The sequence below is a fragment of the Krasilnikovia cinnamomea genome, from assembly GCF_004217545.1.
In the GTDB taxonomy this organism is placed as follows: Bacteria; Actinomycetota; Actinomycetes; order Mycobacteriales; family Micromonosporaceae; genus Actinoplanes; species Actinoplanes cinnamomeus.
This window is the reverse complement of record NZ_SHKY01000001.1, coordinates 7,369,485-7,395,691: the sequence shown is the minus strand read 5'-3', so window position 1 is coordinate 7,395,691 and position 26,207 is coordinate 7,369,485. Positions and strand designations below refer to the sequence as shown.

The following is a 26,207-nucleotide window of genomic DNA, read 5'->3' as shown; positions in this document are numbered from 1 at the left end:
CCGCGGGTCCGTCACCCGACGTCCGGGTACGGCGCCTGCGGCCCGCCGGTGGGCAGCACGGCCAGCGGGCAGGCGGTACGCCCCAGCAGGGCGCGGGGGATGTGGCCCAACGCCTCGCCCGCGTGGTGGCTGCCCGCCGCCACCACCAGCAGCGACGCCTCCTGGCTGAGCGAGACGAGCGCGTGCGCCGGGTCGGTGTCGTGCAGGATCTGCCGTTCCACCTCGTCGGCGGCGTCCGCGGGCAGGTGGTCGTACAGGATGGAGGTCAGCAGCCGGTCCGCGTCCGAGATGCGGTCGTGGCGGCTCAGCCGGTAACCCTCGGCCAGGTCCGCTTCGGCCTCCGTCCACGCGTACACGGCGCGCAGCGGCACCTCCTGGCGCCGGGCCTCGGCCGCGGCGTAGGCGATCACGCAGCCGGGGCAGCTGTCGTCGTCGACGGCCGCCACGACCGCACGTCCCGCGCCCGGCGAGTCGGGCCCGTACACGAGCACCGGGCACCGCTCGTGGGTGGCGGCCCCGGCCAGGTGCGCCCCGACCACCCGGCACCCGGTGGGCGCGGTCTCGCCGGGCACCGCGACGGCCCCCTCCGGTGTCGCGTCGTACGACACCGGCAGCTCGGCGAAGCGGTGGCGCAGCTCCGCGAGGATCTCCGTCGCGGTCGCGTTGGGTCGCGTGTCGTGCGGCGCTCGGACGGCCGTTGCTGCGCCGGCGTTCATGGGGGGCCTCCAGTGCGGCGGGGACCTCAGCGCGGCGCCGCGGCGACCCCACTGGGCGTGATGTGGGCCTCCGGCCCGGGGAAGATCAACGTCGTGCGGTCGCTGTCCCGCCACCGCACCTCGTACGGCGGGCTGCCGTCGGGGTGGCCGACCGCGACGATGACACCGATGCGGCGGCTGTCCCCCAGGTGGGTCCCCTCCAGGACGATCTGGTCGCCGACCTGCGCATTCATCCTTGCCTCCCGAGGGCTGTCCGGGCCTATGGGGTCACGGCCAGCATGGCTCTGGGCCTGGCCGGGCGGGCAGGGCCATTGGTCCCGCCGTTGGACCCGGTCCGCACCCCGTCGCGATCGCGGCGCCGGGGCCGTTCGGCGCCGCCGCCGTGACCTTCGGCCGTCCCGGCCGGCGTCCTACCGGGTCGACACTGACCAGGGGCCGTGACTGGGCCCGAGGGACGGAGGACCGCTGCGGCGGAAGGAGCCCGCGATGACGCAGACCCGTACCTGGAACATCGAGATCATGATCAGTGAGAACGCGGACGAGCGGCGCACTCACGCCGAGGCCCGCCTGCACAGCGGTGTTCGGCCGTTGCTGCGCGGGGAGGGCGTCGCGCGGCGCCGGGCGTCCGATCACGAGGTCCCGGAGATCGGCGACGAGCTGGCCGTGGCCCGCGCGTTGTCCGACCTGGGACATCAGCTGCTGGACGCCGCCGCCGGCGACATCGAGCAGTTCACCCACCGGCCGGTGCACCTGGTCGGCTGAGCCGGGTCCGGCGGCGGGTGGGCCGTCCGGGCCACCCGCCGCCGGATCACCGGCTCTACCGGTGCCGCCCAGCCCGGACCATTAGCGGACGCCGGGCGGCGATCCCGGATTGCCCCTGCCTGGTCTCACTGCGTGGCGGAATCAGTCGATCTTCGTAACGGTTCGATTGCTTCGGTGGCCCGATTTGTGCGCTTTGTGGGAATTTGGTAACAGATTGTTGACCTTCAGCTTCACCACGGCCGAAGAATCTGGTCTAGCGTAGGCGCCCTTGACCCGCATTGCCGCGGAGGTGCCCCCTCATGATCCGCCGTGAATCCTTCGTCGCCGTCCTGGCCCTGGTCGGGGTCGTCGGCGCTGGCTGTGCCTCGCCCACCGGGACGGAGCAGCCCGATCCCGCGGGCGCCGCGCCCGCCGCGACGCGTCCGGGCCCGGACGTCCTGTGCCGTACGGCGCTGGACAGCTACTACAGCCAGAAGCTCAGCGACGACCCGATCGTTGGGCAGCAGCTCACGAGGGATGCCGCCCTTCAGGCAGCCGCCGATCTGTCCGAGCTGAACGAGAAGAAGCTCGCCGGCCTCATCAAGGCGCTCAACGACTACGGCTACATCGCCGGGAAGATCGCCGACGCCAGTAAGCGCGGCGACACCGAGGAGGCGATCAAGCTGCAGAGCGACAGCGCCGCCGCCGGGCGTGCCATCACCCGCGAGTCGACCGCCGTGAAGGCGCCGAACTGCGCCCAGTTCATCAACCTCTGATCCCGGCCGATGGGCCGGGGATGACGCGGTCCGGCCCGCGCTGAGGCCGATCATCGCGCCAGCCCCACGACCATGGCGTCGCCGGTGCCGAGGCGGCGCCAGACCGGCGGAGCCGCCGGGCGCGGTCACCCGCGGCCGTCCACACGCAGGACCCCTGCCCGCTGGGCACGGGACTTTCGGCCCTCCGGGTGCCAGGGCGAAGATCGCAAGATTCTGGAGGACATCTCTGGAAGGATCCGCCCCATGGACGCGCTCGACCTCGCCCGATGGCAGTTCGGCATCACCACTGTCTATCACTTCCTCTTCGTACCGATCACCATCGGACTGTCCATCCTGGTCGCGGGGCTGCAGACAGCATGGGTACGGACCGGGCGGACGGAGTATCTGCGGGCCACGAAGTTCTGGGGCAAGCTGTTCCTGATCAACTTCGCGATGGGCGTCGTCACCGGCATCGTGCAGGAGTTCCAGTTCGGCATGAATTGGAGCGATTACTCCCGGTTTGTCGGTGACATCTTCGGCGCGCCGCTGGCCATCGAGGGCCTGCTGGCGTTCTTCCTGGAGTCCACGTTCCTCGGCCTGTGGATCTTCGGGTGGGACCGGCTGTCCAAGAAGGTCCACCTCGCCTGCATCTGGCTGGCCGCGATCGGGACCTGGCTCAGCGCCTACTTCATCCTGGCCGCCAACTCGTGGATGCAGCACCCGGTCGGCTTCGAGGTCAACCCGGTCAGCGGCCGGGCCGAGCTGCACAGCATCGCGGCGGTGCTCACCAACTCGACCACCCTGGTGACCTTCCCGCACACCATCACGGCGGCCATGGTCACCGCGGGCGCCTTCATGCTGGCGATCAGCGCCTGGCACGTGCGGCGCCGCAACCAGCCCGAGGTGTTCCGCCCCAGTCTGCGGCTCGGCGCCTGGGTGGTGCTCGTCGCCGGCCTCGGCGTCGTGGTCACCGGCGACCTGCAGGCGCGCATCATGACCGAGCAGCAGCCGATGAAGATGGCCGCGGCCGAGGCGCTGTACAACACCTCCCAGCCCGCCAGCTTCTCGATCTTCACCGTCGGCTCGCTCGACGGCAGCCAGGAGATCGCCAGCATCCGGATCCCGCACCTGCTGTCGTTCATGGCCACCGGCGACCCGAACGGCCAGGTCGAGGGCATCAACGACCTGCAACGCGAGTACGAGCGGACGTACGGCCCGGGCGACTACACACCGTCCATCCCGGTCACCTACTGGTCCTTCCGGCTCATGATCGGTTTCGGGGTGCTGGCCATGCTCGTCGCCGCCCTGGCGCTGTGGCTCACCCGCGGTGACCGCACCCCCACCAGCCGCGTGCTGTGGTTCGCCGCCCTGTGGACCTTCGCGATGCCGCTGCTGGCCAACTCGTTCGGCTGGATCTTCACCGAGATGGGCCGCCAGCCGTGGACCGTCTTCGGAGTGTTCAAGACCGCGCAGAGCGTGTCGCCGTCGGTCGGCGCCGCCTCGGTGGCCACCTCCCTGGGCGTGCTCAGCCTGCTCTACGGCGTACTCGCCGTCGTCGAGGTGGGGTTGTTGCTGCGCTACGCCCGCGCCGGAGCCCCCGAGCCGCCACCCGAGGAGAGCGACTCCGACGCCGACCGCCCGCTCGCCTTCGCGTACTGAGGGGCCGCGTGACCATGGAACTCACCACCATCTGGTTCGCCCTCATCGCCATCCTTTGGGCGGGCTACTTCCTGCTCGAGGGCTTCGACTTCGGCGTCGGCATCCTGCTGCCCGTGCTGGGCCGCGACGACCGGGAACGCCGCCTGCTCATCAACACCATCGGCCCGGTCTGGGACGGCAACGAGGTGTGGCTGCTCGTCGCGGGCGGCGCCACCTTCGCCGCCTTCCCGGAGTGGTACGCCACCCTGTTCTCCGGCTTCTACCTGCCGCTGCTGATCATCCTGGTGGCACTGATCCTGCGCGGGGTCGCGTTCGAGTACCGCGGCAAGATCGACGACGGGCGGTGGCGGCGCCGGTGGGACCTGTGCATCATCGGCGGCAGCCTGGTGCCCGCCGTGCTGTGGGGGGTGGCGTTCGGCAACATCGTGCGCGGGGTGCCCCTGAACGCCGAGCACGAGTACGTGGGCGGCTTCCTCGACCTGCTCAACCCGTACGCGCTGCTGGGCGGCCTGACCACCCTGACCCTGTTCACCCTGCACGGCGCGGTGTTCCTGGCGCTGAAGACCGACGGGGAGGTACGGCACCGCGCCGGGCGGCTGGCCGCCACCCTGGGCGTGCCCGCGATCGTGGTCGCGGGAGGCTTCCTGCTGTGGACCGCCCTCGCCCACCACGACGTGGGTGGCTGGGTGCTGTCCGGCCTGGCCGCGCTCGCCCTCGCCGGGGCCGTGGTGGCGGCCCGGCTGCGCCGCGAGGGGTGGGCGTTCCTGGCCACCGGCACCACCGTCGTGCTGGCCACGTTCGCGCTGTTCGTCACGCTGTTCCCGAACGTGATGCCGTCCACCATCGACCCGGCCTTCAGCCTGACGGTGGACAACGCCTCGTCGACGCCGTACACGCTGCGGGTGATGACCTGGGTGGCGCTGGCCTTCACCCCGATCGTGCTGGGCTACCAGGGCTGGACGTACTGGGTGTTCCGCAAGCGGCTCACCGTCGAGCACATCCCCCCGGCGGTGGTGGTGCCCGCCCGGGAAACCGCGTGAGGCCCCTCGACCCGCGGCTGCTGCGCCACGCGCGCGCTACCCGTACGTACCTGGCGGCCACGGCCGGGATCGGCGCGGCGCTGGCCGTCCTGGTGGTGGCGCAGGCGACCCTGCTGGCCGACGGGATCACGGCGGTGTTCCTGGGCGGCGCCGGACCGGCCGCGCTGAGCTCCACCCTGGGCTGGCTGACCGTGGTGGTCGTGGCCCGGGCCGCGCTGTGCTGGGCGCAGGAGGTCACCTCCACCCGCGCCGCGGCCGGCGTCAAGAGCGAACTGCGCGGGCGCCTGCTGTCCCACCTCGCCCGGCTCGGCCCGGCCGCGCGGACCGGCACCGGCGGATACGCCACCCTCGCCACCCGGGGCCTGGACGCGCTCGACGCGTATTTCGCCCGCTACCTGCCGCAGCTCGTGCTGGCCGCGCTGGTCCCGGCGATCGTGCTGGCCCGGCTGCTGCCCGCCGACCTGATCGCCGCCGTCACGATCGCGCTGACCCTGCCGCTGATCCCGGTGTTCATGGCGCTGGTCGGCTGGCACACCGAGGCCGCGAACCGGCGCCAGTTCCGGCTGCTCACCCGGCTCTCGCGGCACTTCCTCGACGTGGTCGCGGGCCTGCCCACCCTGCGGCTGTTCGGCCGCGCCAAGGCGCAGGCGGAGACGATCCGGCGGATCAGCGAGGAGCAGCGCCGCCGCACGATGCGGACGCTGCGCACTGCGTTCCTCTCCTCGCTGGTGCTGGAACTGCTGGCCACCCTGTCCGTGGCCCTGGTCGCGGTCGGGGTGGGCCTGCGTCTGGTCGCGGGGCACCTGGATCTGTCCACCGCGCTGCTGGTGCTCATCCTCGCCCCCGAGGCCTACCTGCCGCTGCGGGCGGTCGGGGCGAACTACCACGCCAGCGCGGAAGGGCTGGCCGCCGCGGAGGAGGTGTTCGCCGTGCTGGAGACCCCGGTACCACCGGCCGGCACCCGGCCCGCCCCGGACGCCGCCACCGCCGAGCTGGTCTTCGACGACGTCGAGGTCGCCTATCCCGGTCGCGACGGGGCGGCGCTGCGGCTGAACGCCCGGATCGCGCCCGGGCAGATCGTGGCGCTCACCGGCCCCAGCGGCTGCGGCAAGTCCACCGCACTCGCGGTCCTGCTCGGCTTCGCGGTACCCACCCGGGGGCGGGTCACGGTCGGCGGGGTTCCGCTGTCCGAGATGGACCCGGCGCGGTGGCGCGACCGGATCGCCTGGGTGCCGCAGCGCCCGCACCTGTTCGCGGGCACCATCCGCGACAACGTCACCCTCGCTACCGGGGCGGGCCGGCCCGGCCCGCCGAGTGCCGCCGTCGGCCATCCGGCCGGCCCGGCCGCCGAGACCGGCTCCAGCGCCGCCCGGCGGGCCGAGGCCGGCGATCAGGAGGTCTGGTGGGCGCTGGAGCAGGCTGGGGTCGCCGATGCGGTCGCCGCCCTGCCCGGCGGACTCGACACCGTGCTCGGCGATGACGGTGCCGGGCTGTCGGCGGGGCAGCGGCAACGTCTCGCGCTGGCCCGGGCGTTCCTGCGCGACGCCCCGATCGTGCTGCTCGACGAACCCACCGCCAACCTCGACGACGCCACCGCCGCCACGGTCACGGCCGCGATCCGGCGGCTCGCCCACGGCCGTACCGTCGTGCTGGCCGCCCACCGCCCCGAGCTGATCGCGCTGGCCGACCGGGCACTGCCGCTGGCCCCCGCACTGGCGGGTGCGCGATGAGCTGGTGGCGGCTACTGGGCGCGGTCGCCCGCCCCGCCGCGGGCCGCCTCACCGTGGCGGTGCTGGCGGGGGTGGCGGCGGCCGGGGCGGGCGTCGGGCTCATGGCCACCGCCGCGTGGCTCATCTCCCGCGCCGCCCTGCACCCCCCGGTGCTGCACCTGATGGTGGCGATCGTCGCCGTGCGCGCGTTCGGCATCAGCCGCGGCGTGCTGCGCTACGCGGAGCGGCTGATCGGGCACGACGCCGCCCTGCGGGTGCTGGGCGCCCTGCGGGTCCGGCTCTACACCCGGCTGGAACGCCTCGCCCCGGCCGGGCTGGCCGAGTACCGCCGCGCGGACCTCGTGCAGCGGATGGTCGGCGACGTGGACGCGGTGCTGGACCTGCTGACCCGGGTCGTGTTGCCGTACGCGGTCGCCGCCGTCGTGGGCGCCGGGTCGGTCGGGCTCGTCGGGTTCCTGTGCCCGCCCGCAGGCGTCGTCCTGGCGCTCGGCCTGCTGGGCGTCGGCCTGCTCGTCCCGCTGCTGCAGGCCGCGACGGCCCGCCGCGCCGACGGGCGGTTCGCCCCGCTGCGCGGCGAACTCGCCACCGACGCGGTCGACCTGCTGCACGGCCTGCCCGACCTTGTCGCGTACGGTGCCGCCGACGCCCAGCTGGCCCGCCTCGCCGCCACCGACGCGCGGCTGCGCGCCGCGCAGCGCCGCTCCAGCGCGTCCACGGGCACGTCGGCGGCGGTGAGCGCGCTGGCCACCGGCCTCTGTGTCGTCGCCGGGCTGGCCGCCGGCGCGGTGGCCGTCCGCGCCGGCACCCTGCCCGGTGAGCTGCTGGCCGTCGTGGTGCTCACCCCACTCGCGGTGTTCGAGGCGGCGGCCGGGCTGCCCGCCGCCGCCCAGCGCTACGCCGCCGCCCGCGGTTCGCTGCGCCGCCTCGCCGACGTGTGCGCCGCCCCCGACCCGGTGGCCGAGCCGGACCAGCCGGCCGAGGTGCCCGCGGGCCCGCACACCCTGCGCGTGTCCGGGGTCAGCGCCGCCTGGGTCCCCGGCCGTCCCGTGGTGCACGGCGTCGACCTGGAGCTGAGCCCGGGGCGGCGGGTCGCCCTGGTCGGGGCGAGCGGCAGTGGCAAGAGCACCGTCGCCGCGCTGCTGGTCCGCTGGCTCGACCCGTGCGCGGGGCGGATCACCCTGGACGGGGTGGACCTGCGCCGCATCCCGGGGGATCAGGTCCGCCGGGTCGTCGGCTACCTGCCGGAGGACGCGTACCTGTTCGACACCACCATCGAGGAGAACCTGCGGATCGGGCGGCGCGACGCCACCGTGGCGCAGCTGCGGGCCGCGCTCGCCGACGCCCGGCTGCTCGACTGGGTGGACGGCCTGCCGCTCGGCCTCGACACCCCGGTGGGGGAGCACGGCATGGCGCTCTCCGGTGGCCAGCGCCGCCGCCTCGCCCTGGCCCGGGCGCTCCTGGCCGACTTCAGCATCCTCGTGCTCGACGAGCCCACCGAACACCTCGACGAGGCGACTGCGGCGGCGCTGACCCGGGACCTGCTGGCGGCGGCGCGTGACCGTGCGGTGCTGCTCATCACCCACCGTACCGACGGGCTGTCCGACGTGGACGAGGTGATCCGGCTGGGCGCCGTGCCCACCCCGGTGGCCGCGTAGGGCCTGCCCCGCCAGGCCGACCGACCCTGCCCGGTGCGGCGCCCGCCGGGAAGGCTCAAGGTGCCCCACGGACGGGGGTGGAGCGCCGCGATCAGGTCACTCAGCCCGGACCGGCCGGGGTGGAGTGCGGGGCGAGCGTCGCCTGATGGACCGCCTGCAGCAGCTCCCCGGCGGTGAACGGCTTGTAGACGATGGGGACGCCGGCGGCGAGCAGCCGTAGCACCTCGGCGCTGGCCGCGCTGTAACCCGACACCAGCAGCACCCCGACGGCGGGGTGGTCGCGCCGGACGGCGTCGACGAGCTGGGCCCCCGACATCCCGGGCATCACGATGTCGGTGAGCAGCAGGTCGAACGGCTGCTCGGCCAGGTGGTCGAGGGCGGCTTGTCCGCTCTGGACCGTGGTGACGTCGTAGCCGTGGGCCCGCAGAATGCGCGCGGCGATCTGGCTCACCTCGCCGTCGTCCTCGGCCAGCAGGACGTGCCGGCCCTCGCCGCGCGGTCCGCGTTCGGCGGCGGGGCTCTCCGCCACCGCCGGGGCGGTGGTCAGCGGGAGCAGGATGTGGAACGTCGTACCGACGGTGCTGTCGGAGCCGAGGCTGATGCTGCCGCCGGCCTCGGTGACGATGCCGTAGACGGTGGCCAGGCCCAGCCCCGTGCCGCGGTGCCGGCTCTTGGTGGTGAAGAACGGCTCGAAGATGTGGGCGGCCACGTCGGGCGGCACGCCGGTGCCGGTGTCGCTGACAGTGAGATGGGCGTACTGGCCGGGCGGCAGCGGCGGCCGGCGGGTGGGGTCCTCGGCGAGCTCGGTGGTGGCGGCCTCGATTTTGACGACACCGCCGTCCGGCATGGCGTCGCGGGCGTTGATGACGAGATTGAGCAGGATCTGTTCGACGCGGCCCCGGTCGGCGCGGATGACCAGGGGTTCGGCGGCGGGGCGGGTGACCAGCTGGATGTGGGCGCCGATGGTGCGGTCGAGCAGGGCGCGGGTCTCGTCGATGACGGCGTTGAGGTCGATGTGCTCGGTGGTGGCGGGTTCCTCGCGGGCGAACAACAGCAGCTGCCGGGTCAGGTCGCGGGCACGTTCGGCGCCCGCGCGGGCACGGGTCAGGTCCTCACGCGTGTCGGCCTCCGCCGATTCGAGGGCGAAGTCCACGTAGTTGATGATGATTGCCAGCAGGTTGTTGAAGTCGTGGGCGACGCCGCCGGCGAGCTGACCGAGGCTCTCCATCCGCTCCGCGCGGGCGGAACGTTCGAGGACCCGCTTGCGATCCGTGATGTCCCGTTCGGTGGCCGCGGCGCCGACCACGGTGCCGTGCCGGTCGCGGATGGGTGAGACGCTGGCGGAGATGTCGAGGACGGTGCCGTCCTGGCAGACGCGGCGCGACTCGAAGTGGGCGATCCGCTCGCCCCGCGCGATCCTGGCGAGGGACTGGGGGAAGTGGGGCGCCCGGTCGGGGGTGAGCAACCTCAGCACGCTCTGACCGATCATCTCCTCGGCCCGGTAGCCGTACATCCGTTCCGCTCCGGGGTTCCATGAGGTGACGATGCCGTTCAGGTCGGAGGTGATGATCGCGTCCTCCGACGACAGGACGATCTCGGCCAGCCTCGACTCGTCCTCGGCCGCCCGATGGGTCCGGCGCTCCAGGGTGCGCTGGTGGTAGGCGAAGCCGACGCTCAGCCCGGCCAGCCCGGCGATGACCCACAGGCGCAGCACCTGATCCGTGGTCCCGGCCAGCCCCTGCCAGGTCGACGTGCCCCACGCCACCAGCAGGGCCAGGAGCCCGATCATGGCCACCGCCCACGGGCGGGCCGACACGGCCGCCACGGGCGGTCCGATCGCGGCCACCCCGAACACCATCAGTTCCGGCGGCGTGGCGAGATCCGCGACGCCTATGGCCACGACGAGCACCACCGCGGCGGCCAGCACCACGTTGCGCCACCGGTCGTGACCCGCCGTGGCGCGGTCGCGCCGCCGTTGCCGATACCTCATGGGCAGCCCCCGCGGACCGGGTCGGATCCTCACAGACCCCGTGGCTCCCGGCCTCCGGACGGTGGTGACGTTGTTGGTTTCAGGATGGCATGCCGGAACCGGGCAGCCGCCGTACCCGGAGATTCCGCCGCTGACCTTGAAGAGTTCGGGTCAGCGCCGCACCCGAACCCATCAAGATCCGGGAGGTCAGCGCCCGCGCAGCGCGGGTTCCTTCGCCGGTGCGGGCCGCTCCGCCGGGACCGGGATCACCACCACCGGGCAGGTCGCCTTGCGGATGCACTCTTCGCTGACCGAGCCGAGCACGGTGTGGCGTACCCGGCTGTGCCCGTGGCTGCCCAGCACCAGCAGGTCCGCGGCGGACGCGGCGGCGCTCAGCACGTCGGCCGGGCGCCCCTCGATGACCTCCGCGGCGACCGGCTGGGCCGTGCCACGCCGGTCTGCCAGGGCCTTGACCTCCCGGTCCAGGAGCTCGGCGGCCCGTTGCGCCTCCTCCTCGGGGCCGGTGGCGGTCATCGGGCCGTACTCGATGCCGTCCCACGACCAGGCGATGACGGCCTGGACCGCGCCGCCCCGGGCGGCGGCCTCGCGGGCGGCCCACTCCAGGGCGCGCCGGCTGCCTACCGAGCCGTCCACGCCCACCACGATCAGGTAACTGTCGGTCATCGCTTCCACGTCCTTCCGGCGTTGACGGCGGCCACGATCAGTCGACTAGGACTTCCGCCACGTCCCGGCGCGGCGTCGGCTGGCCGGGCTGGCCGTAACCGATGCGCAGCGCCATCTGCGGAGTCCCGAAGCGCCCCAGCGAGCGGCGCAGCTGCTCGCGGGCGGCGGGCACCTCGATGGGCTGGGAGATCATGGAGCTGGCCAGGCCTGCGTCGGTGGCGGTCAGCAGCACCCGTTGCAGCGCCTGCCCGGCCTGGAGCTGGTCGACGGCGCGATCGCCCGCGGTGCCCAGGATGGCCACGAGCGGCTCCGGTTCGAAGTCGCGGCCCGGAGCGCGCCGGTGCTCCGCGAACGGCCGGGTCGGCAGCAGGTCCTGCGGCTCCGGGCTGGGCGCCCCCGCGGTCACCGGTACGCCGTCCAGCGCGGCGTCCGAGTGCGCCCAGCTGACCAGCTCCGCCTGGTAGCGGGGGTTGCGCCGGAGCACCCGGTCGGCGCTCTGCGCGATCTCCGCGAAGCCGCTGAGCGCGGTCATCCCGACCAGCAGGTCGAGCCAGCCCGCCTCCGCCCGGGCGGCCTCGATGAGCAGCGCCCGGACCTCCGAGGGCACCGGGTTCGGCCAGAACGGTCGCCGATTGCTGAACCGGTGCGGGATGGCCGCGCACAGATCCTGCTCCCGGTACGTGGCCGGGCGCTGCTCGGCCGGGGTCAGGCGGGCCATCACCTCGGGGGCGGCGTCGGCCGGGCGCAGCGTCACCTCGGCCGGGGTGCCCGCCACCGCGAGCGCGAGCCGGGCGTTGAAGGTGGCCGCCCCGCAGGCGATCCGCAGCGCCCAGCCTGCCCGGTCGGCCACGGCGAGCTGCCGGGCCGTGTCGGAAAGCACCTCGATGCCGCCGTCGTGCAGCCGGAACAGCCACGGCTGGCTGTTGTGCAGCGACGGCGCGCGGATCCCCGCGGCGGCGGCCCGGCGCAGGTCGGCTTCGGTGTAGCGCGCCGTCACGGCAACTCTCCCTCTCCTTGGTCGAACTCTGCTTGGCCGAACCCTGTTCGGTCGAACTCTGCTTGGCCGATCGGGACCACGGCGACCGGGCAGCCGGCACGCCGGGCGACCGTCAGGGGCACGTCGCCGGTGCGGGTGCGGGCCAGTAGGCCCCGGTGTTTGTCGCCCACGACGAGCAGGTGCGCGCCGAGGCCGGCGCGGCGCAGGCCGTCGGCGACCCGCCCGTTGAGTACGGCCCGGCGCACCCGGGACCGGGGATAACGCAGCATCCACGGCTCCACCTCGGCGCCCAGCAGTTGCAGGGCGGGCGGTTCCGTGGCGCCGTGCGGGGACACCGTGACCTCGTCGGAGAAGAAGTCGTCGGCGGTCCGGGCGGAGACGTGCGCCGCGGCCACCGGCAACCGGTGCTCGTCCGCGTACGCGAAGCCGAACTCCAGGGCGGCCCGGCCGGCGGCGCTGCCGTCCACGCCGACCACCACGTGCCCGGCCAGCGGCGCCCCGCGCCCGGCGCTCACCGGGCGCACCACGACCACGGGGCACCGCGCGTGGTGCACGATGCGCCGTACCGTGTGGCCGTCGCCGCCGGAGCCGATGACCAGCAGGTCCGCGCCGGCCGACGCGGCGGCCAGCGCGGTGCCGGGGTCGCCGACCTGGATGCGCAGGTGCACCCGGTGCCCGCCCAGCTGGGTACGGGTGGCCGACAGCGCCCGCGACAGCGCGGGATCGGCCAGCTCCAGCAGGGCGGGGGCGGGTTCGCCGGCCAGCCCGGCCAGCGGCGAGCCCGGTTCGGCCACCCGCAACAGCTCCAGCCGCATGCCGGTCTGGTAACCGGCCTGCTCGGCCGCCCAGGCCAGCGTCTGCCATCCGCCCGCCCCGCCGACGCCGGCAGCCACCGTGGCGACCATGGCAACCACCTACTCCACGATTTCGATCACGTCGGTGGCGGTGCGCCGGGGCGCGGCCGGCAGCGGCTCCGCCTGGTCCAGGTAGCCCAGGCGCACCACGAGGTACGGCTCGCCGACCCCGGCCAGCAGCTCGCGCAGCAGGTGCCGGGGCCAGTCCACCTCGATGGTGTCGCTCAGCGGCGCGGTGGCCAGGCCGGCGGCGGTGGCGGACAGCAGCAGCGCCGACAGCGCCTCCCCGCCGCGCAGCACGTCGGCCGGGCGGTCGGTGAGGCCGAACAGCACCACGAACGCGGCGCCCAGGTCGAAGCCCTCACCCGGGTCCAGACCCGCTCCGCCGTCCGGGGCGTAGTCGCGCACCGGCACCCGGCGGGCCGTGGGCCGGACCGCGGTGGCGGCCGGGACGCCGTCGCCGCTGCCCTCGGGCCGGTGTGTCCACTGCTCCAGCTCGGCCCGGTACGCCGGATCCTGCTGCTCGGCGTCCGCCGCCCGGCCGGCGGAGGTGGCCAGCATCGGCATCTGGTCACGCCGGACGACGTGCAGGTAGGCGCCCTGCGCCTCGACGGCCCGCCGGAGCTGTGCCAGCACGTCCTCCGGCACGGTGCGTTCGCTGTACGCGCGCCGGTCGGTGCGCCGGCGCGGGATCGCGTCGGCGAGTCGTTGCGCGTCGGGGTCCGGGCGGCCTGGCTCGCCGATGGTGACCAGCGCCAGCAGGTGCGGATCGGTGTCGGGCTGGCGTACCACCTGCGGCTGGTAGCCGGCGGCGGCGAGAGCGACGCGGGCGTGGTGCAGGGCGGTGCCGCAGCTGAGTAGCAGCAGCCGGCCGTCCGGGTCGGTGGCGTCCAGCTTGCGTGCCGGGTCCGCGTACAGCGCGGCCGTGTCGCCCGTGATGCGCCAGCGCCACGGCTGGGTGTTGAACACCGACGGGGCGGACAGCGACGCGCGGGCGGCGTCGGCGAGGACCTCGGTGGCGCGCTGGCGCGTGCCGTACTCGGACGGTGCGGTCATGGTGGGAAACCTCCTGCTGGTCTCCCCTCACGATCGTTGCTGCGCCCGGTGTCCGTTCAGGGCCGAAAGACCCCTGTCATCCGGTCATTCGGAGAGGGGAACCCGCCAGGTGACGATCGTGCCGCCGGTGCCGCCACGGCCCATCTCGAAGCTGCCGCCGAGGTCCGTGGCGCGCTCGCCCATGTTCACCAACCCGCCCCGGGCCTGCTCCGGGTCGGCGCCGACGCCATCGTCCTCAATGGTCAGCGTGAGGTGGTCCCCGGTGGCCCGGACGGAGACCCGCGCGGCGCTGGCCCGGGCGTGCCGGGCGACGTTCGACAGCGCCTCGCGCAGCACCGCCATCAGCTCGGGCACGACGTCGTCGGGCACCACGCTGTCCACCGGCCCGGAGACGTCCAGGACCGGCCGGAAGCCCAGCGCGTCGGCGGCGGCCTGGACGGCGTCGCTGAGTTCGGTGCGCAGGGTGGCCTCGGCGGGGGCGCGCAGTTCGAAGATCGAGCGGCGGATGTCGCGGATAGTGGCGTCCAGGTCGTCCACGGCGGCGTTGATGCGTTTGGCGGCCTCGGGGCGCAACGCGTGCGGTGCCACTCCCTGCAGGTGCATGCCGGTGGCGAACAGCCGCTGGATCACCACGTCGTGCAGGTCGCGGGCGATGCGTTCGCGGTCCTCCAGTACCACGAGCAGTTCCCGTTCGTCCTGGGCGCGGGCGCGTTCCAGGGCGAGGGCGGCCTGCCCGGCGAAGCTGGACAGCAGGGCCGCGTCGTCGCCGTCGCCCGGCCCGCTGCCGGGGCGCTGGGCGACGATCAGCACGCCGCGGATCTTGTCGGAGCCGGCCAGCGGGGCCACCATGGCCGGTCCCTCCGGCACCGGGCCCGGCCAGTCGGCGGCCGTGCGCAGGTTGTCGACGACCCGGTACTTCTCGTGGCCGAGCGCGTCGAGCGCGTCGCCGTCGGCGACGAGCTGCCTGCCCACCAGGGCCGCCGGGTACGGGTCGGGCCCGTCGGCCACCTCGATGGTGTAGCGGGCGTTGTCCTCGTCGTACAGCAGCACGAGGACGAGGTCGGCGTCGGCGACCTCGCGGGCGCGGCGGGCGATCAGGCGCAGCGCCTCCGTGCGGCGTACCGTGCCGAGCAGCACGGAGGTGATCTCGGCGGTGGCGGCCAGCCAGCGTTCCCGGCGCTGGGCCAGCGCGAACAGCCGGGCGTTGTCGATGGCGATGCTGGCCGCCGCGGCCAGCGCCACGACGATCTCCTCGTCGTCCTCGCTGAACTCGTCCGCGCCGATCTTCTCGGCCAGGTACAGGTTGCCGAAGATCTGGTCGCGGGCGCGCACCGGCACGCCGAGGAAGCTGTGCATCGGCGGGTGGTGCGGCGGGAAGCCGAACGAGCGCGGGTGGGTGGTGATGTCGGGCATCCGAACGGCCTTCGGATCCGTGATCAGCAGGCCGAGCACGCCCCGGCCACGGGGCAGGTCCCCGATGGCGGCGTGGGTCTTCTCGTCGATGCCGTGGGTGATGAAGTCCGACAGGTCGCGCCGGTCCGGGCCGAGCACGCCCAGTGCGCCGTAGCGGGCGCCGACCAGCGCGCAGGCGGCCTGCACGATGCGTTGCAGGGTCATCCGCAGGTCCAGGTCGGTGCCGATGCCGACCACCGCGTCGAGCAGGGCGCGCAGCCGTTCCCGGCTGGCGACGATCTCGCCGACCCGGTCGAGGGTCTCCTGCAGCAGCTCGTCGAGGCGCACCCGGGACAGGGGGGACAGCCCTAGCGAGGGTGGTTCGTGCGCGGATTTACCCATGTCGGGGGTGTCGACCATGAGCCGATGCTAGCGGTGCGGGCGGCGTCCGCCGCTCACGCATGCGCGAGGTCGTGGACGACCGCCACCGGGCACCGCGAGTGGTGCAGCAGGTGCTGGCTGACGGAGCCGCGCAGCAGGCCGTGCCACGCGCCGTGGCCGTGGGTGCCGAGCACGACGAGCTGGGCGGCTTCGCTGCTGTGCGCCAGCGCGTGTGCGGGATCGCCGGTGACCACCTCTGACGTGACCGCCACCTGCGGGAAGGCGTCGCGCCACGCGTCCACCATCGCGGCCAGGTGCCGGTTCTGCTCCGCCTCGCTCACCCGGGGGGTGGGCGGGTTGCCGTCGCCCGGCGGGGTCCAGGCGTGGACGGCGCGCAGCCCGGTGCCGCGCGCGGCGGCCTGCGTGAACGCGAACGCCAGGGCGGGCGGGGTGCGGTTGGAGTCGTCGACGCCGACCACCACGGGCGCGGCCGGGTCGCTGGCGCCGCGCACCACCACGACGGGGCAGTGCGCGTGGGCGCTGACCCCCACACTGACCGAGCCGAGCAGGCTGCCGACGGCGGTGTGCCCGCGGCTGCCCAGCACCACCAGGCTGGCGTGGGCCGAGCGCTCGATGAGGGTGAGCACGGCGCCGGAGTGGGCGACCGACGTGGACACCTCGACGCCGGGGTGGCTGAGCCGGGCCGCGGCTGCGGCGCGTTCGAGCATGCCCTTGATGGCCCGTTCCGTCTCGGGGTCGGGCCACGGTGCCGGGACGGGGACGGTCGCGGCGGCGGGTGACCACGTCGGCCATTCGTACGCGCAGCACAGCTGCACGGGCGCGCCGGTGCGGGCGGCCTCGTCCATGGCCCACCGGCTGGCGGCCCGCGCGTCCGGTGAACCGTCGTACCCGACAATGATCATCTTTTCGGGCATGGCCGGGCCCCTTTCCGTGTCTGTTCCCTGATCGTCGGCCGCCGGGTGGCCCCCCGGTCAGGGCGCCTGGTCCCGTCCGGACGGGCCGTCCGGCCCGGCGCGGGACCTTCGTCCCTTGGTCATCGCATCACCGGCAGGGTAGGAAAGAGCAATGATCCGAGTTTTCCTGCTCGACGACCATGAGGTCGTCCGGCGTGGCCTGGCCGATCTGCTGCACGCGGCCGGCGATATCGAGGTGGTCGGCGAGTCCGGCTCGGCCCAGGAGGCGGCCCGCCGCATTCCCGCCCTGCGCCCGGACGTGGCGGTCCTCGACGCGCGCCTGCCCGACGGCAACGGCATCGACGTGTGCCGCGATGTGCGCGCGATCGATTCGTCGATCAAGGGACTGATCCTCACGTCCTACGAGGACGACGAGGCGCTGTTCGCGGCCATCATGGCCGGCGCCTCGGGGTACGTGCTCAAGCAGATCCGCGGCACGGACCTGGTCGACGCGGTGCGCCGGGTCGCGGCCGGGCAGTCGCTGCTCGACCCTGCGGTCACCCAACGGGTGCTGGAGCGCATCCGCAACGGGGTGGAGCAGCCGCGCGAACTGGCCTCGCTGACCGAGCAGGAGCGCCGGATCCTGGAGTACGTGGCCGAGGGCCTGACCAACCGGGAGATCGCCGGGCGGATGTTCCTGGCGGAGAAGACGGTGAAGAACTACGTCTCCAGTCTGCTGGCCAAGCTGGGCCTGGAGCGCCGCACGCAGGCGGCGGTGCTGGCCACCCGGCTGCTGGGGGAGCACCCGCACACGCTCTGAGACCGGGCCGTGAACCATACGGTGCGCCCCGGGACCGGTGGGTCCCGGGGCGCCCTTGCGCCCGCGCCGTGGCGGGCCGGATCAGCCGGTCAGGACGCGGGCGGCCCGGTCCGGTTGAGGTAGACGGCGTTGTTGGTGCCGCGGATGAACAGGTCCAGCGAGCCCTGGTACACGCCGGGGCCGGGTGCGGACAGTGTCGCGCCGCCGCCGGGCACCTGGGACCACCCGCTCCACACCCCGTTCGTCAGCGCGTTGACGTAGATCGCGTTGTTGGTGCCCCGCACGAACAGGCCCAGCGAACCCCGGTACGCGATGGGGGCCGGGGACGAGGGGCTCGCGCCGCCGCCGGGCACCTGGTACCAGCCGCTCCACGCGCCGTTGGACGACATCCAGTTGCCGTAGAGGCGGTTGTCGGAGCTGCGGGCGAACAGGTACAGCGTGTTCTGGTACACGGCCGCGCCGGGACCCGAGGGGGTCGCGCCGCCGCCGGGCACCTGGTACCAGCCGCTCCACGCGCCGTTGTAGTCCCGGTTGACGTAGAGGCGGTTGTCCGTGCCCTGGACGAACAGGTACAGCGTGTTCTGGTAGACCACCGCGCTCGGCGTGCCGCGGGTCGCCCCGCCGCCGGGCACCTGGGACCAGCCGGACCACGTCGTGCCGTTGAGCCGGTTGAGGTAGATCCGGTCGTCGGTGCCGCGGGTGAACAGGTGCAGCTGCGACTGGTACACCGTGGCCGCGGGGGCGGACGGGGTGGCGCCGCCACCGGCCACCTCACGCCAGCCGTACCAGAACACGCCGTCGGCGGCCTGGGTGTAGATCTTGTTGTCCGTCCCCCTGACGAACAGGTACTGGATGTCGTTGTAGACGGCGGTGGCGGGCTGGTCGGCCGTCGTCCCGCCGCCCGGCACCGGCACCCAGCCGGTCCAGGCCGCCGACGGCGGCGCGGCACTGGCGGCGGCGGGTTGCGCCACCGCGAGCGCCGTGATCGTGATCATCGCGGCGAGGCCCGCGACGATCGCGCGGACGATGCGCCGGCCCCCACCGGCGTGCGCCTGATGAACCATGAGTGGTTCCCCCTTCGATCATCTCCGCACTCCGATGTGCGAAGCCATCGATACTGATCGATCGATCGGACCGTACTGAGGGAGCGTTCAGGGGAACTAGAGGCTTTGGACCCTTGCCGGCCACGTCACGTCAGGTGACGAAGAGGCCACGCTCGCGGAACTGCCCGCGAACCCGGTCGAGCAGTTCGGGGCTTGGGCTCGGGGTGTCCTTGAGCGGGTAGTCCAGCCCGAGCGCCGCGTACTTCGGCGCGCCGAGGGTGTGGAACGGCAGCACCTCGACCCGTTCGACCGTGCCCACCCCGGCCACGATGTCGGCCACCGCGGCCACGTTGTCCACGGCGTCCGTGAGCCCGGGTACGAGCACGAAACGCACCCAGATCGGGGTGCCCCGTTCGGCCAGCCGGTGCGCGAAGCGGACCGTCGGCGCCAGCCGCCCGGTCCGGGTCACCTTCCGGTACGTCTGCGCGTCGCCGGATTTCACGTCCAGCAGCACCAGATCGGTGGCGTCCAGCAGCTCGTCGTCCGCGCGTTCGTCGAGGAAGCCGCTGGTGTCCAGCGCGGTGTGCAGGTCCACGGCCTTGCAGGCCTGGAACACCGCGCGGACGAAGTCGGGCTGCTGCAGCGGGTCGCCGCCGGACAGGGTGACACCGCCCCGCGCGATCTTGACGAAGCGCTCGTACCGGTGGACCTTCGCCATGAGTTCGTCCACCGTGGTGGCGGTGCCGCTACGCCGGTACCAGGTGTCCGGGCTGTGGCAGTAGAGGCAGCGCAGCGGGCAACCGGCGAGGAACGCCACGAACCGGGTGCCGGGGCCGTCCACCCCGACGGACACGTCGTAGGAGTGGACGGCGCCGACGATCCGTTTCAGCGCTGTGGTCACAGCGCGCCGTGGAAGGTGCGCGAGATGACGTCGCGCTGCTGCTCCGCGGTGAGCCGCACGAAGTTCACCGCGTACCCCGAGACCCGGATGGTCAGTTGCGGGTAGTTCTCCGGATGCACCATCGCGTCCTCCAGGGTGGCCCGGTCCAGGACGTTGACGTTGAGGTGGAAGCCGCCCGCGTCGGTGTAGCCGTCGAGCACCCCGACCAGGTTGTCGATCCGCTCTTCGCGGGTGTGGCCCAACCCGTCCGGGGTCACGGTCGCGGTCAGCGAGATGCCGTCGCGGGCGCTGCGGTACGGCAGCTTCGCCACGCTCAGCGCGGCGGCGATCAGGCCGTGCTTGTCGCGCCCGTTCATCGGGTTGGCGCCCGGCGCGAACGGCTCCCCGGCGCGCCGGCCGTCCGGGGTGTTGCCGGTGTGCTTGCCGTACACCACGTTGGAGGTGATGGTGAGCACGGACAGGCTGGGCTCGGCACCCCGGTACGTGGGCTGGCGGCGCACCTTGTCCATGAACCGTTCCACGAGGTCCACCGCGATCGAGTCGACCCGGTCGTCGTTGTTGCCGAACGTCGGGTACTCGCCGTCCACCTGGTAGTCGACCGCGTGGCCCTCCGCGTCGCGCAGCACCTTGACCTGGGCGTGCTTGATCGCGGACAGGCTGTCCGTGGCGACCGACAGGCCCGCGATGCCGGTGGCCAGGAACCGGTGCACCGGGTGGTCGTGCAGGGCCATCTCGATCCGCTCGTACGCGTACTTGTCGTGCATGTAGTGGATCACGTTGAGCGCGTCGACGTACGTCTCGACCAGCCAGTCGAGGGTCTTGTCGTAGGCCGCCATCACCTCGTCGTAGTCCAGCACGTCGCTTTCCAGCGGCGGGCTCGGCGGGGCCACCTGCGCCCCGGTCAGCTCGTCGCGGCCGCCGTTGATCGCGTACAGCAGCGCCTTGGCGAGGTTGGCCCGGGCCCCGAAGAACTGCATGTCCTTGCCGACCCGCATCGCCGACACGCAGCAGGCGATCGCGGTGTCGTCGCTGTACGCGGGCCGCAGCAGGTCGTCGTTCTCGTACTGGATCGAGCTGGTGTCCAGCGACACCTGCGAGCAGAACCTCTTGAACCCCTCGGGCAGCTGCGGCGACCACAGCACGGTCAGGTTGGGTTCCGGGGCGGGCCCGAGGTTGTAGAGCGTCTGCAGGTAGCGGAAGCTGGTCCGGGTGACCAGCGGGCGCCCGTCGGTGCCGATGCCGCCGATCGCCTCGGTGACCCAGGTGGGGTCGCCGGAGAACAGTTCGTCGTACTCGGGTGTGCGCAGGAACCGGACGATCCGCAGCTTGATCACGAAGTCGTCGATCAGCTCCTGGGCGGCGGTCTCGTCCAGGGTGCCCTCGGCGAGGTCGCGCTGCAGGTAGATGTCGATGAAGGTGGAGGTGCGGCCCAGCGACATGGCCGCGCCGTTCTGCTCCTTGGTGGCGGCCAGGTAGCCGAAGTACAGCCACTGGATCGCCTCGCGGGCGGTGGTGGCGGGGCCGGACAGGTCGAATCCGTACGCCGAGGCCATCTCCTTCAGCTCGCCCAGGGCGCGGATCTGTTCCGCCAGCTCCTCCCGTTCGCGGATCACGTCCTCGCTGGAGAGGCGGTCGTCGGCGGCCTTGATCGCGCGGCGTTCGGCGATCAGGGTGTCGACGCCGTACAGGGCGATGCGGCGGTAGTCGCCGATGATGCGGCCGCGGCCGTACGCGTCGGGCAGGCCGGTGATGATGTGCGAGCGGCGGGCGGCCAGCACGTCGGCCGGGTACGCGTCGAAGACGCCGTCGTTGTGGGTCTTGCGGTACGTGGAGAAGATCTTCTTCACGGTCGGGTCGATCTCGTAGCCGTACGCCTTCAGCCCGCCCTCGACCATGCGCAGCCCTCCGGCGGGCATGATCGCCCGGCGCAGCGGGGCGCTGGTCTGCAAGCCCACGATCAGCTCGTTGTCGCGGTCCAGGTATCCCGGGGCGTGCGCGGTGATGGTCGACGGGGTGTGCGTGTCGACGTCGAAGATCCCGCGCTGGCGCTCCTCCACGAACATCTGCTGCAACGTCGTCCAGATCTGGCGGGTGCGCTCGGTGGGGCCGGCCAGGAACTCCGCCCCGCCGGTGTACGGCGTCACGTTGTCTCGGATGAATCCGGCGACGTCGATCGACGGACGCCAGCTCTGGCCGTCGAACCCCCGCCAGGCATCGTGCGATTCAGCCTGCATTGCCCCTCCTCGTGTCCATCTCCAGCATCGTCACCGGCCGCCCGCGCCGGACACGGCCGAAGGTCCTGTCCGCCCGGTGCCGCCGCCCTGCGCAGGACGGGCACCCGCGGGCCGGGCGGGAGCGCCGGGGCTGCCCGCCCGGGCGGGAAACGCCGCGGCGCCAGGCCCGGGCGGCGGGCCCGGGTCCTGGCGCCGCGGCGGGCGGTCAGGGGTTGGTGGGTGCCTCCGTCGTCGGCCACGTCCACTCCGCGATCTTCGGGTCGTCCTCGCCGTGGGTCCGGGTGTACGCCCGGGCCTGCTGGCGGGCGTCGACCATCGCCTGGCGCAGGTGCGCGGCCCGCGAGCCGAGCCCCGGCACCCGGTCGATCACGTCGATGACCAGGTGGAAGCGGTCCAGGTCGTTGAGCATCACCATGTCGAACGGCGTGGTGGTGGTGCCCTCCTCCTTGTATCCGCGTACGTGCATGTTGCCGTGGTTGGTCCGCCGGTAGGTGAGCCGGTGGATCAGCCACGGGTAGCCGTGGTACGCGAAGACGATCGGCTGATCCGTGGTGAAGATCGTGTCGAACTCCTGGTCGGACAGCCCGTGCGGGTGCTCGCTCTCGGGCTGCAACCGCATGAGGTCCACGACGTTGACCACCCGGACCTTGAGGTCGGGCAGGTGGGTGCGCAGCAGGTCGGCGGCGGCGAGCGTCTCCAGCGTCGGCACGTCCCCGGCGGCCGCGAGGACCACGTCCGGCTCGCTGCCCGCGTCCGTGCTGGCCCAATCCCAGATGCCCAGGCCGCGGCGGCAGTGCAGGGCGGCCTGTTCCATGGACAGCCAGTTCGGCGCGGACTGCTTGCCCGCGACGATCACGTTGACGTACTGGCGGCTGCGCAGGCAGTGGTCCATGGTGGACAGCAGCGTGTTGGCGTCCGGCGGCAGGTAGACCCGGACCACTTCGGACTTCTTGTTGACCACGTGGTCGATGAAACCCGGGTCCTGGTGGGAGAAGCCGTTGTGGTCCTGGCGCCACACGTGGCTGGACAGCAGGTAGTTGAGTGAGGCGATCGGGCGCCGCCACGGGATCTCGTTGGTGGTCTTGAGCCACTTGGCGTGCTGGTTGAGCATCGAGTCGACGACGTGGATGAACGCCTCGTAGCTGGTGAACACGCCGTGCCGGCCGGTCAGCAGGTAACCCTCCAGCCAGCCCTGGCACAGGTGCTCGGAGAGCACCTCCATGACGCGGCCGTCGGGGGAGAGGTGCTCGTCGTACTCGGTGGTGCGCGCCGTGAATGCCCGGTCGCTGACCTCGAACGCGGCGCCGAGCCGGTTGGAGGCCACCTCGTCGGGGCCGAACAGCCGGAACCGGTCGGGGTTCGCGCGGGCCACGTCGCGCAGCCATTCGCCGAGCACCCGGCACGCCTCGCGCTTCGGGTGCACGGGGTGGTGCACGTCGACCGCGTAGTCGCGGTAGTCCGGCAGTACCAGGTCGCGCAGCAGTTCGCCGCCGTTGGCGTGCGGGTTGGCGCTCATCCGCCGGATGCCCTTGGGCGGCATGGTGGTCAGCTCGGCCACGGGCGCGCCGATCGGGTCGAACAGCTCCTCCGGCTTGTACGAGCGCAGCCAGCGCTCCAACTGGGCCAGGTGCTCCGGGTTGTCGCGGGTCCCGGCCAGCGGCACCTGGTGCGAGCGGAACGTGCCCTCGACCGGGATTCCGTCGACCTCGCGCGGACCGGTCCAGCCCTTCGGCGTACGGAAAATGATCATCGGCCAGCGGGGCCGGGTGCCGTCACCGGTGCTGCGGGCGTGCCGCTGGATCGCCGCGATCGTGTCGAGGGCCTGGTCCATCGCGGCGGCCAGGCTCTGGTGCACCAGCGCGGGCTCGTCGCCGGCGACGATGATCGGCTCGTAGCCGGAGCCGGTGAACAGCGCGACCAGGTCGGACTCGTCGATGCGGTCCAGCACGGTCGGGTTGGCGATCTTCCAGCCGTTGAGGTGCAGGATCGGCAGCACCGCGCCGTCGCGGGCCGGGTTGAGGAAGACGTTGGACAGCCAGCTCGCCGACAGCGGGCCGGTCTCGGCCTCACCGTCGCCGACCACGCAGATCACGGTCAGGTCCGGGTTGTCGAACGCGGCACCGTACGCGTGCATCAGTGAGTAGCCGAGCTCGCCGCCCTCGTGGATGGAGCCAGGCACCTCGGGAGCCACGTGGCTGGGGATGCCGCCGGGGAAGGAGAACTGCCGGAACAGCCGGGCCATCCCGGCCTCGTCCTGGCTGACCGACGGGTACAGCTCGCTGTACGTACCCTCCAGCCAGGTGTTCGCGACGATGGCCGGGCCGCCGTGGCCGGGGCCGATGATGTAGATCGCGTTGAGGTCGCGGTTGACGATCTGCCGGTTGGTGTGGGCGTAGATCATGTTGAGGCCGGGGCTGGTGCCCCAGTGCCCGAGCAGCCGGGGCTTGATGTGGTCCGGCTTCAGCGGTTCACGCAGCAGCGGGTTGTCGAGCAGATAGATCTGACCGACCGTGAGGTAGTTCGCCGCGCGCCAGTACGCGTCGAGCCGGCGAAGCTCGTCGTCGGTCAGCGGCCCTTGCAGGGCTTGCGTCGAGGTCATGCTCGGATCCTCCCGTATGCGCTGCGGTGCGGTGCCCCGTTCAGGGGAACCGCCACCATGCTTTCGGGCGGCGTTCACCGCGATCAGGGCCAGAGGTCCCGCCGCGCCGGTCCCGTTGGTCACGCCGTTGCGCCGTGCTGAAATACCGGCCCAATCCGTACCTTTGTGGTATCCGGCGCGAACGGGGCGCCGCGCCTGGAAGGTTCCCTCGTGCCGCTCTCCTCCCGCCTGCTGGCCGCCGGTGCCGCGGGCCTGATCGCCGCCGGGGGCCTCATCACCCCGGCCCCTGCCGCCCCCACCGCCGCGCCGGAGCCGGCCGCCACCGCCGCCGCGGCGCGGTCCGCGAAGACCAGCGCCGCCGAGGCGCGCCGGGTCGACCGGGTCCCCACCCCCAAGCTGGACTGGTACAGCTGCTACCAGTGGGCCCAGTGCGCGACCGCCGAGGTGCCGCTGGACTACGACAACCCCAGGGGACGCCAGGTCACCCTCGCCCTCGTGCGCGTGCGCGCCAAGGACCAGGACCGCAAGATCGGCAGCCTGTTCGTGAACCCCGGCGGCCCCGGCGCCCAGGCGACGTTCATGGCCCTGGCCGCGCCGTACTTCCTCAGCGAAGCGCTGCTGGAGCGCTTCGACATCGTCGGGGTGGATCCGCGCGGCATCGGCGCCAGCGACCAGGTCCAGTGCTTCCGGGACACCGGCAAGCAGACCCGGGCCCTCAAGCCGCTGAACACCCTGCCGTTCCCCGTGGGCGCCAAGCAGGTGAAGTCGTACCTCAAGTCGGCCCGCAAGCTCGCCCGCGGCTGCTCCACCACCGGCCGGGAACTGGCCGGGGCGATGAGCACCGCCGAGGTCGCCCGCGACATGGACGTCATGCGCCGCGCGGTCGGCGACACCAAGCTCACCTACCTCGGCTTCAGCTACGGCTCCGCGCTCGGCCAGTACTACGCCAACATGTTCCCGGACCGGTTCCGGGCCCTCGCGGTCGACGGCACCATCAACCCGCGCGCCTGGGTCGGCACCCGGAAGACCGGCAAGACCAACCAGGACCAGCGGCTGCGTTCGGCCGACGGCGCGTACCGGGCGCTGATCGAACTGCTGCACCGCTGCGAGCGCGCCGGCAGCACCAAGTGCGCCTTCGCCGGCCCGGACACGGTGCGCAAGTTCGGCACCATCGCCCGCCGGCTCAAGCGCAAGCCGCTGAACCTCGGCGAGGGCATGACGTTCACGTACCCCCTGTTCGTCACGGTCGCCCTGGGGGCGCTCTACGACACCCAGGGCGGCGACATGCTCTCGGGCATGCTGGCCGAGCTGTGGCTGCTGACCGATCCGAACCGCTCCGCCACGCCGGACGAGATCGACGCGGCCGGCGCCGCCATGCGCCAGCGGCTCACCGCGCGGCGTGCGCAGCGGGGCTTCCCGTACGACAACTCGCTCGAGGCGTACTCCGCCGTCATGTGCACCGACGGGCGGCACCCGGCGTCGGCGAAGGGCTGGGCCCGGCAGGCGGCCGCGGCCGACCGGCGCGCCCCCTACTTCGGGCGGCCCTGGGCGTGGGCCAGCGTGCCCTGCGCCCGCAACGCGTGGACCGTACGCGACGAGGACGCCTACACCGGGCCGTTCAACCGGCGTACCGCCCGGCCCGTGCTGATCGTGGGCAGCTACTGGGACCCGGCCACCAACTACCGCGACGCGGTCAAGGCCGCCGACCTGCTGCCCAACAGCCGCCTGCTGAGCAGCGACAACTGGGGCCACACCGCGTACGGCACGTCGGCGTGCGCCACCGGCCACATCGACCGCTACCTGCTGTACCGGGACCTGCCGAAGGCCGGCACGGTGTGCCACGGCGACGTCCAGCCGTACACCAGGGTGATCGACAAGGCGGACCAGTCCGGCCTTGAGGCGCCGTTCGACCTGAGCGGCGCCACCCCGGAGGAGATCGTCGCCCACGGCCTGCCCGCACCGGGCGAGGCCAAGCTGCTGCCGCCGGTGGACCGTACGCCGTTCGCCGGCTGAGAAGGACCGGGTGCCCCGCCCTCCATGCCTCCGGGCGGGGCACCCCCTTTCCGG

General features: G+C 73.0%; 21 protein-coding genes. 8 read left to right on the top strand and 13 right to left on the bottom strand.

Annotation, left to right across the window (positions count from 1 at the left end):
• Positions 1–11: 11 nt before the first annotated feature.
• Both EV385_RS32625 and EV385_RS32620 read right to left on the bottom strand, forming a co-directional pair.
• Positions 12–716 (bottom strand): universal stress protein, encoded by a 705-nt coding sequence (locus tag EV385_RS32625; protein WP_130512934.1) that lies wholly within the window; start codon positions 714–716, stop codon positions 12–14.
• Between the two features lie 26 nt (positions 717–742).
• Positions 743–949 (bottom strand): DUF1918 domain-containing protein, encoded by a 207-nt coding sequence (locus EV385_RS32620; RefSeq protein WP_130512933.1) that lies wholly within the window; start codon positions 947–949, stop codon positions 743–745.
• 253 nt (positions 950–1,202) lie between these two features.
• Here EV385_RS32620 and EV385_RS32615 point away from each other — a divergent pair, with 253 nt between their 5' ends.
• The 6 genes from EV385_RS32615 (at position 1,203) to cydC (ending at position 8,296) form a co-directional block, all read left to right on the top strand.
• Entirely contained in the window at positions 1,203–1,478 is a 276-nt protein-coding gene (locus EV385_RS32615; RefSeq protein WP_130512932.1) for a DUF1876 domain-containing protein, read from the top strand.
• A 299-nt stretch (positions 1,479–1,777) separates the two neighbouring features.
• Positions 1,778–2,233, top strand: a complete 456-nt coding sequence (locus tag EV385_RS32610; protein ID WP_130512931.1) for a hypothetical protein — start codon at positions 1,778–1,780, stop codon at positions 2,231–2,233.
• Positions 2,234–2,476: 243 nt separating this feature from the next.
• Positions 2,477–3,871, top strand: coding sequence for a cytochrome ubiquinol oxidase subunit I (locus EV385_RS32605; protein WP_130512930.1), 1,395 nt, complete (start codon positions 2,477–2,479; stop codon positions 3,869–3,871).
• A 14-nt stretch (positions 3,872–3,885) separates the two neighbouring features.
• Entirely contained in the window at positions 3,886–4,911 is a 1,026-nt protein-coding gene (gene cydB / locus EV385_RS32600; RefSeq protein WP_130513721.1) for a cytochrome d ubiquinol oxidase subunit II, read from the top strand.
• Positions 4,908–6,641 carry a thiol reductant ABC exporter subunit CydD gene (cydD, locus tag EV385_RS32595; RefSeq protein WP_130512929.1) on the top strand — a complete coding sequence of 578 codons (1,734 nt, stop codon included), beginning with the start codon at positions 4,908–4,910 and terminating at the stop codon, positions 6,639–6,641. The genes cydB and cydD overlap by 4 nt, the downstream gene beginning before the upstream one ends.
• Positions 6,638–8,296 (top strand): thiol reductant ABC exporter subunit CydC, encoded by a 1,659-nt coding sequence (gene cydC, locus EV385_RS32590; protein WP_130512928.1) that lies wholly within the window; start codon positions 6,638–6,640, stop codon positions 8,294–8,296. Before cydD ends, cydC begins: the two co-directional genes overlap by 4 nt.
• 100 nt (positions 8,297–8,396) lie before the next feature.
• On the opposite strand, the gene EV385_RS32585 is transcribed toward cydC, so the two are convergent.
• From EV385_RS32585 to EV385_RS32555, 7 genes are all read right to left on the bottom strand, one after another.
• On the bottom strand, positions 8,397–10,286 hold the full coding sequence (locus tag EV385_RS32585) for a PAS domain S-box protein (RefSeq protein ID WP_130512927.1): 1,890 nt from the start codon (positions 10,284–10,286) through the stop codon (positions 8,397–8,399).
• Between the two features lie 186 nt (positions 10,287–10,472).
• Positions 10,473–10,949, bottom strand: coding sequence for a universal stress protein (locus EV385_RS32580; RefSeq protein ID WP_130512926.1), 477 nt, complete (start codon positions 10,947–10,949; stop codon positions 10,473–10,475).
• A 37-nt stretch (positions 10,950–10,986) separates the two neighbouring features.
• On the bottom strand, positions 10,987–11,946 hold the full coding sequence (locus tag EV385_RS32575; RefSeq protein ID WP_130512925.1) for an Acg family FMN-binding oxidoreductase: 960 nt from the start codon (positions 11,944–11,946) through the stop codon (positions 10,987–10,989).
• Entirely contained in the window at positions 11,943–12,851 is a 909-nt protein-coding gene (locus EV385_RS32570; RefSeq protein WP_130512924.1) for a universal stress protein, read from the bottom strand. The genes EV385_RS32575 and EV385_RS32570 overlap by 4 nt, the downstream gene beginning before the upstream one ends.
• A gap of 9 nt (positions 12,852–12,860) precedes the next feature.
• Positions 12,861–13,856 (bottom strand): Acg family FMN-binding oxidoreductase, encoded by a 996-nt coding sequence (locus EV385_RS32565; RefSeq protein ID WP_130512923.1) that lies wholly within the window; start codon positions 13,854–13,856, stop codon positions 12,861–12,863.
• Positions 13,857–13,940: 84 nt separating this feature from the next.
• Positions 13,941–15,668, bottom strand: a complete 1,728-nt coding sequence (locus tag EV385_RS32560; RefSeq protein WP_242625201.1) for a GAF domain-containing sensor histidine kinase — start codon at positions 15,666–15,668, stop codon at positions 13,941–13,943.
• Positions 15,669–15,703: 35 nt separating this feature from the next.
• Complete coding sequence (locus tag EV385_RS32555; protein ID WP_130512922.1) at positions 15,704–16,564, bottom strand: universal stress protein; 861 nt, start codon at positions 16,562–16,564, stop codon at positions 15,704–15,706.
• A 151-nt stretch (positions 16,565–16,715) separates the two neighbouring features.
• On the opposite strand from EV385_RS32555, the gene EV385_RS32550 reads away from it, so the two are divergent.
• Complete coding sequence (locus tag EV385_RS32550; protein WP_130512921.1) at positions 16,716–17,363, top strand: response regulator; 648 nt, start codon at positions 16,716–16,718, stop codon at positions 17,361–17,363.
• Between the two features lie 89 nt (positions 17,364–17,452).
• Here the strand turns inward: EV385_RS32550 and EV385_RS32545 are convergent, their stop codons facing one another.
• From EV385_RS32545 to EV385_RS32530, 4 genes are all read right to left on the bottom strand, one after another.
• A complete protein-coding gene (locus EV385_RS32545) occupies positions 17,453–18,427 on the bottom strand; it encodes a DUF8189 domain-containing protein (RefSeq protein ID WP_130512920.1) in 975 nt (324 codons plus the stop codon).
• Positions 18,428–18,557: 130 nt separating this feature from the next.
• Entirely contained in the window at positions 18,558–19,307 is a 750-nt protein-coding gene (gene pflA / locus EV385_RS32540; RefSeq protein ID WP_130512919.1) for a pyruvate formate-lyase-activating protein, read from the bottom strand.
• Positions 19,304–21,541, bottom strand: coding sequence for a formate C-acetyltransferase (gene pflB, locus EV385_RS32535; protein ID WP_130512918.1), 2,238 nt, complete (start codon positions 21,539–21,541; stop codon positions 19,304–19,306). Before pflB ends, pflA begins: the two co-directional genes overlap by 4 nt.
• Before the next feature lie 205 nt (positions 21,542–21,746).
• The gene (locus tag EV385_RS32530) at positions 21,747–24,140 is read right to left on the bottom strand and encodes a phosphoketolase family protein (protein WP_130512917.1); all 2,394 of its coding nucleotides are present in this window, start codon (positions 24,138–24,140) and stop codon (positions 21,747–21,749) included.
• A 210-nt stretch (positions 24,141–24,350) separates the two neighbouring features.
• Here EV385_RS32530 and EV385_RS32525 point away from each other — a divergent pair, with 210 nt between their 5' ends.
• Positions 24,351–26,153 (top strand): alpha/beta hydrolase, encoded by a 1,803-nt coding sequence (locus tag EV385_RS32525; RefSeq protein ID WP_130512916.1) that lies wholly within the window; start codon positions 24,351–24,353, stop codon positions 26,151–26,153.
• Positions 26,154–26,207: the final 54 nt, after the last annotated feature.

Bases quoted from the DNA above. Each gene is read 5' to 3' on its own strand.
- EV385_RS32625 (WP_130512934.1), bottom strand. From the start codon at position 716: ATGAACGCCGGCGCAGCAACGGCCGTCCGAGCGCCGCACGACACGCGA.
- EV385_RS32620 (WP_130512933.1), bottom strand. From the start codon at position 949: ATGAATGCGCAGGTCGGCGACCAGATCGTCCTGGAGGGGACCCACCTG.
- EV385_RS32615 (WP_130512932.1), top strand. From the start codon at position 1,203: ATGACGCAGACCCGTACCTGGAACATCGAGATCATGATCAGTGAGAAC.
- EV385_RS32610 (WP_130512931.1), top strand. From the start codon at position 1,778: ATGATCCGCCGTGAATCCTTCGTCGCCGTCCTGGCCCTGGTCGGGGTC.
- EV385_RS32605 (WP_130512930.1), top strand. From the start codon at position 2,477: ATGGACGCGCTCGACCTCGCCCGATGGCAGTTCGGCATCACCACTGTC.
- cydB (WP_130513721.1), top strand. From the start codon at position 3,886: ATGGAACTCACCACCATCTGGTTCGCCCTCATCGCCATCCTTTGGGCG.
- cydC (WP_130512928.1), top strand. From the start codon at position 6,638: ATGAGCTGGTGGCGGCTACTGGGCGCGGTCGCCCGCCCCGCCGCGGGC.
- EV385_RS32585 (WP_130512927.1), bottom strand. From the start codon at position 10,286: ATGAGGTATCGGCAACGGCGGCGCGACCGCGCCACGGCGGGTCACGAC.
- EV385_RS32580 (WP_130512926.1), bottom strand. From the start codon at position 10,949: ATGACCGACAGTTACCTGATCGTGGTGGGCGTGGACGGCTCGGTAGGC.
- EV385_RS32570 (WP_130512924.1), bottom strand. From the start codon at position 12,851: ATGGTCGCCACGGTGGCTGCCGGCGTCGGCGGGGCGGGCGGATGGCAG.
- EV385_RS32565 (WP_130512923.1), bottom strand. From the start codon at position 13,856: ATGACCGCACCGTCCGAGTACGGCACGCGCCAGCGCGCCACCGAGGTC.
- EV385_RS32560 (WP_242625201.1), bottom strand. From the start codon at position 15,668: ATGGTCGACACCCCCGACATGGGTAAATCCGCGCACGAACCACCCTCG.
- EV385_RS32555 (WP_130512922.1), bottom strand. From the start codon at position 16,564: ATGCCCGAAAAGATGATCATTGTCGGGTACGACGGTTCACCGGACGCG.
- EV385_RS32550 (WP_130512921.1), top strand. From the start codon at position 16,716: ATGATCCGAGTTTTCCTGCTCGACGACCATGAGGTCGTCCGGCGTGGC.
- EV385_RS32545 (WP_130512920.1), bottom strand. From the start codon at position 18,427: ATGGTTCATCAGGCGCACGCCGGTGGGGGCCGGCGCATCGTCCGCGCG.
- pflB (WP_130512918.1), bottom strand. From the start codon at position 21,541: ATGCAGGCTGAATCGCACGATGCCTGGCGGGGGTTCGACGGCCAGAGC.
- EV385_RS32530 (WP_130512917.1), bottom strand. From the start codon at position 24,140: ATGACCTCGACGCAAGCCCTGCAAGGGCCGCTGACCGACGACGAGCTT.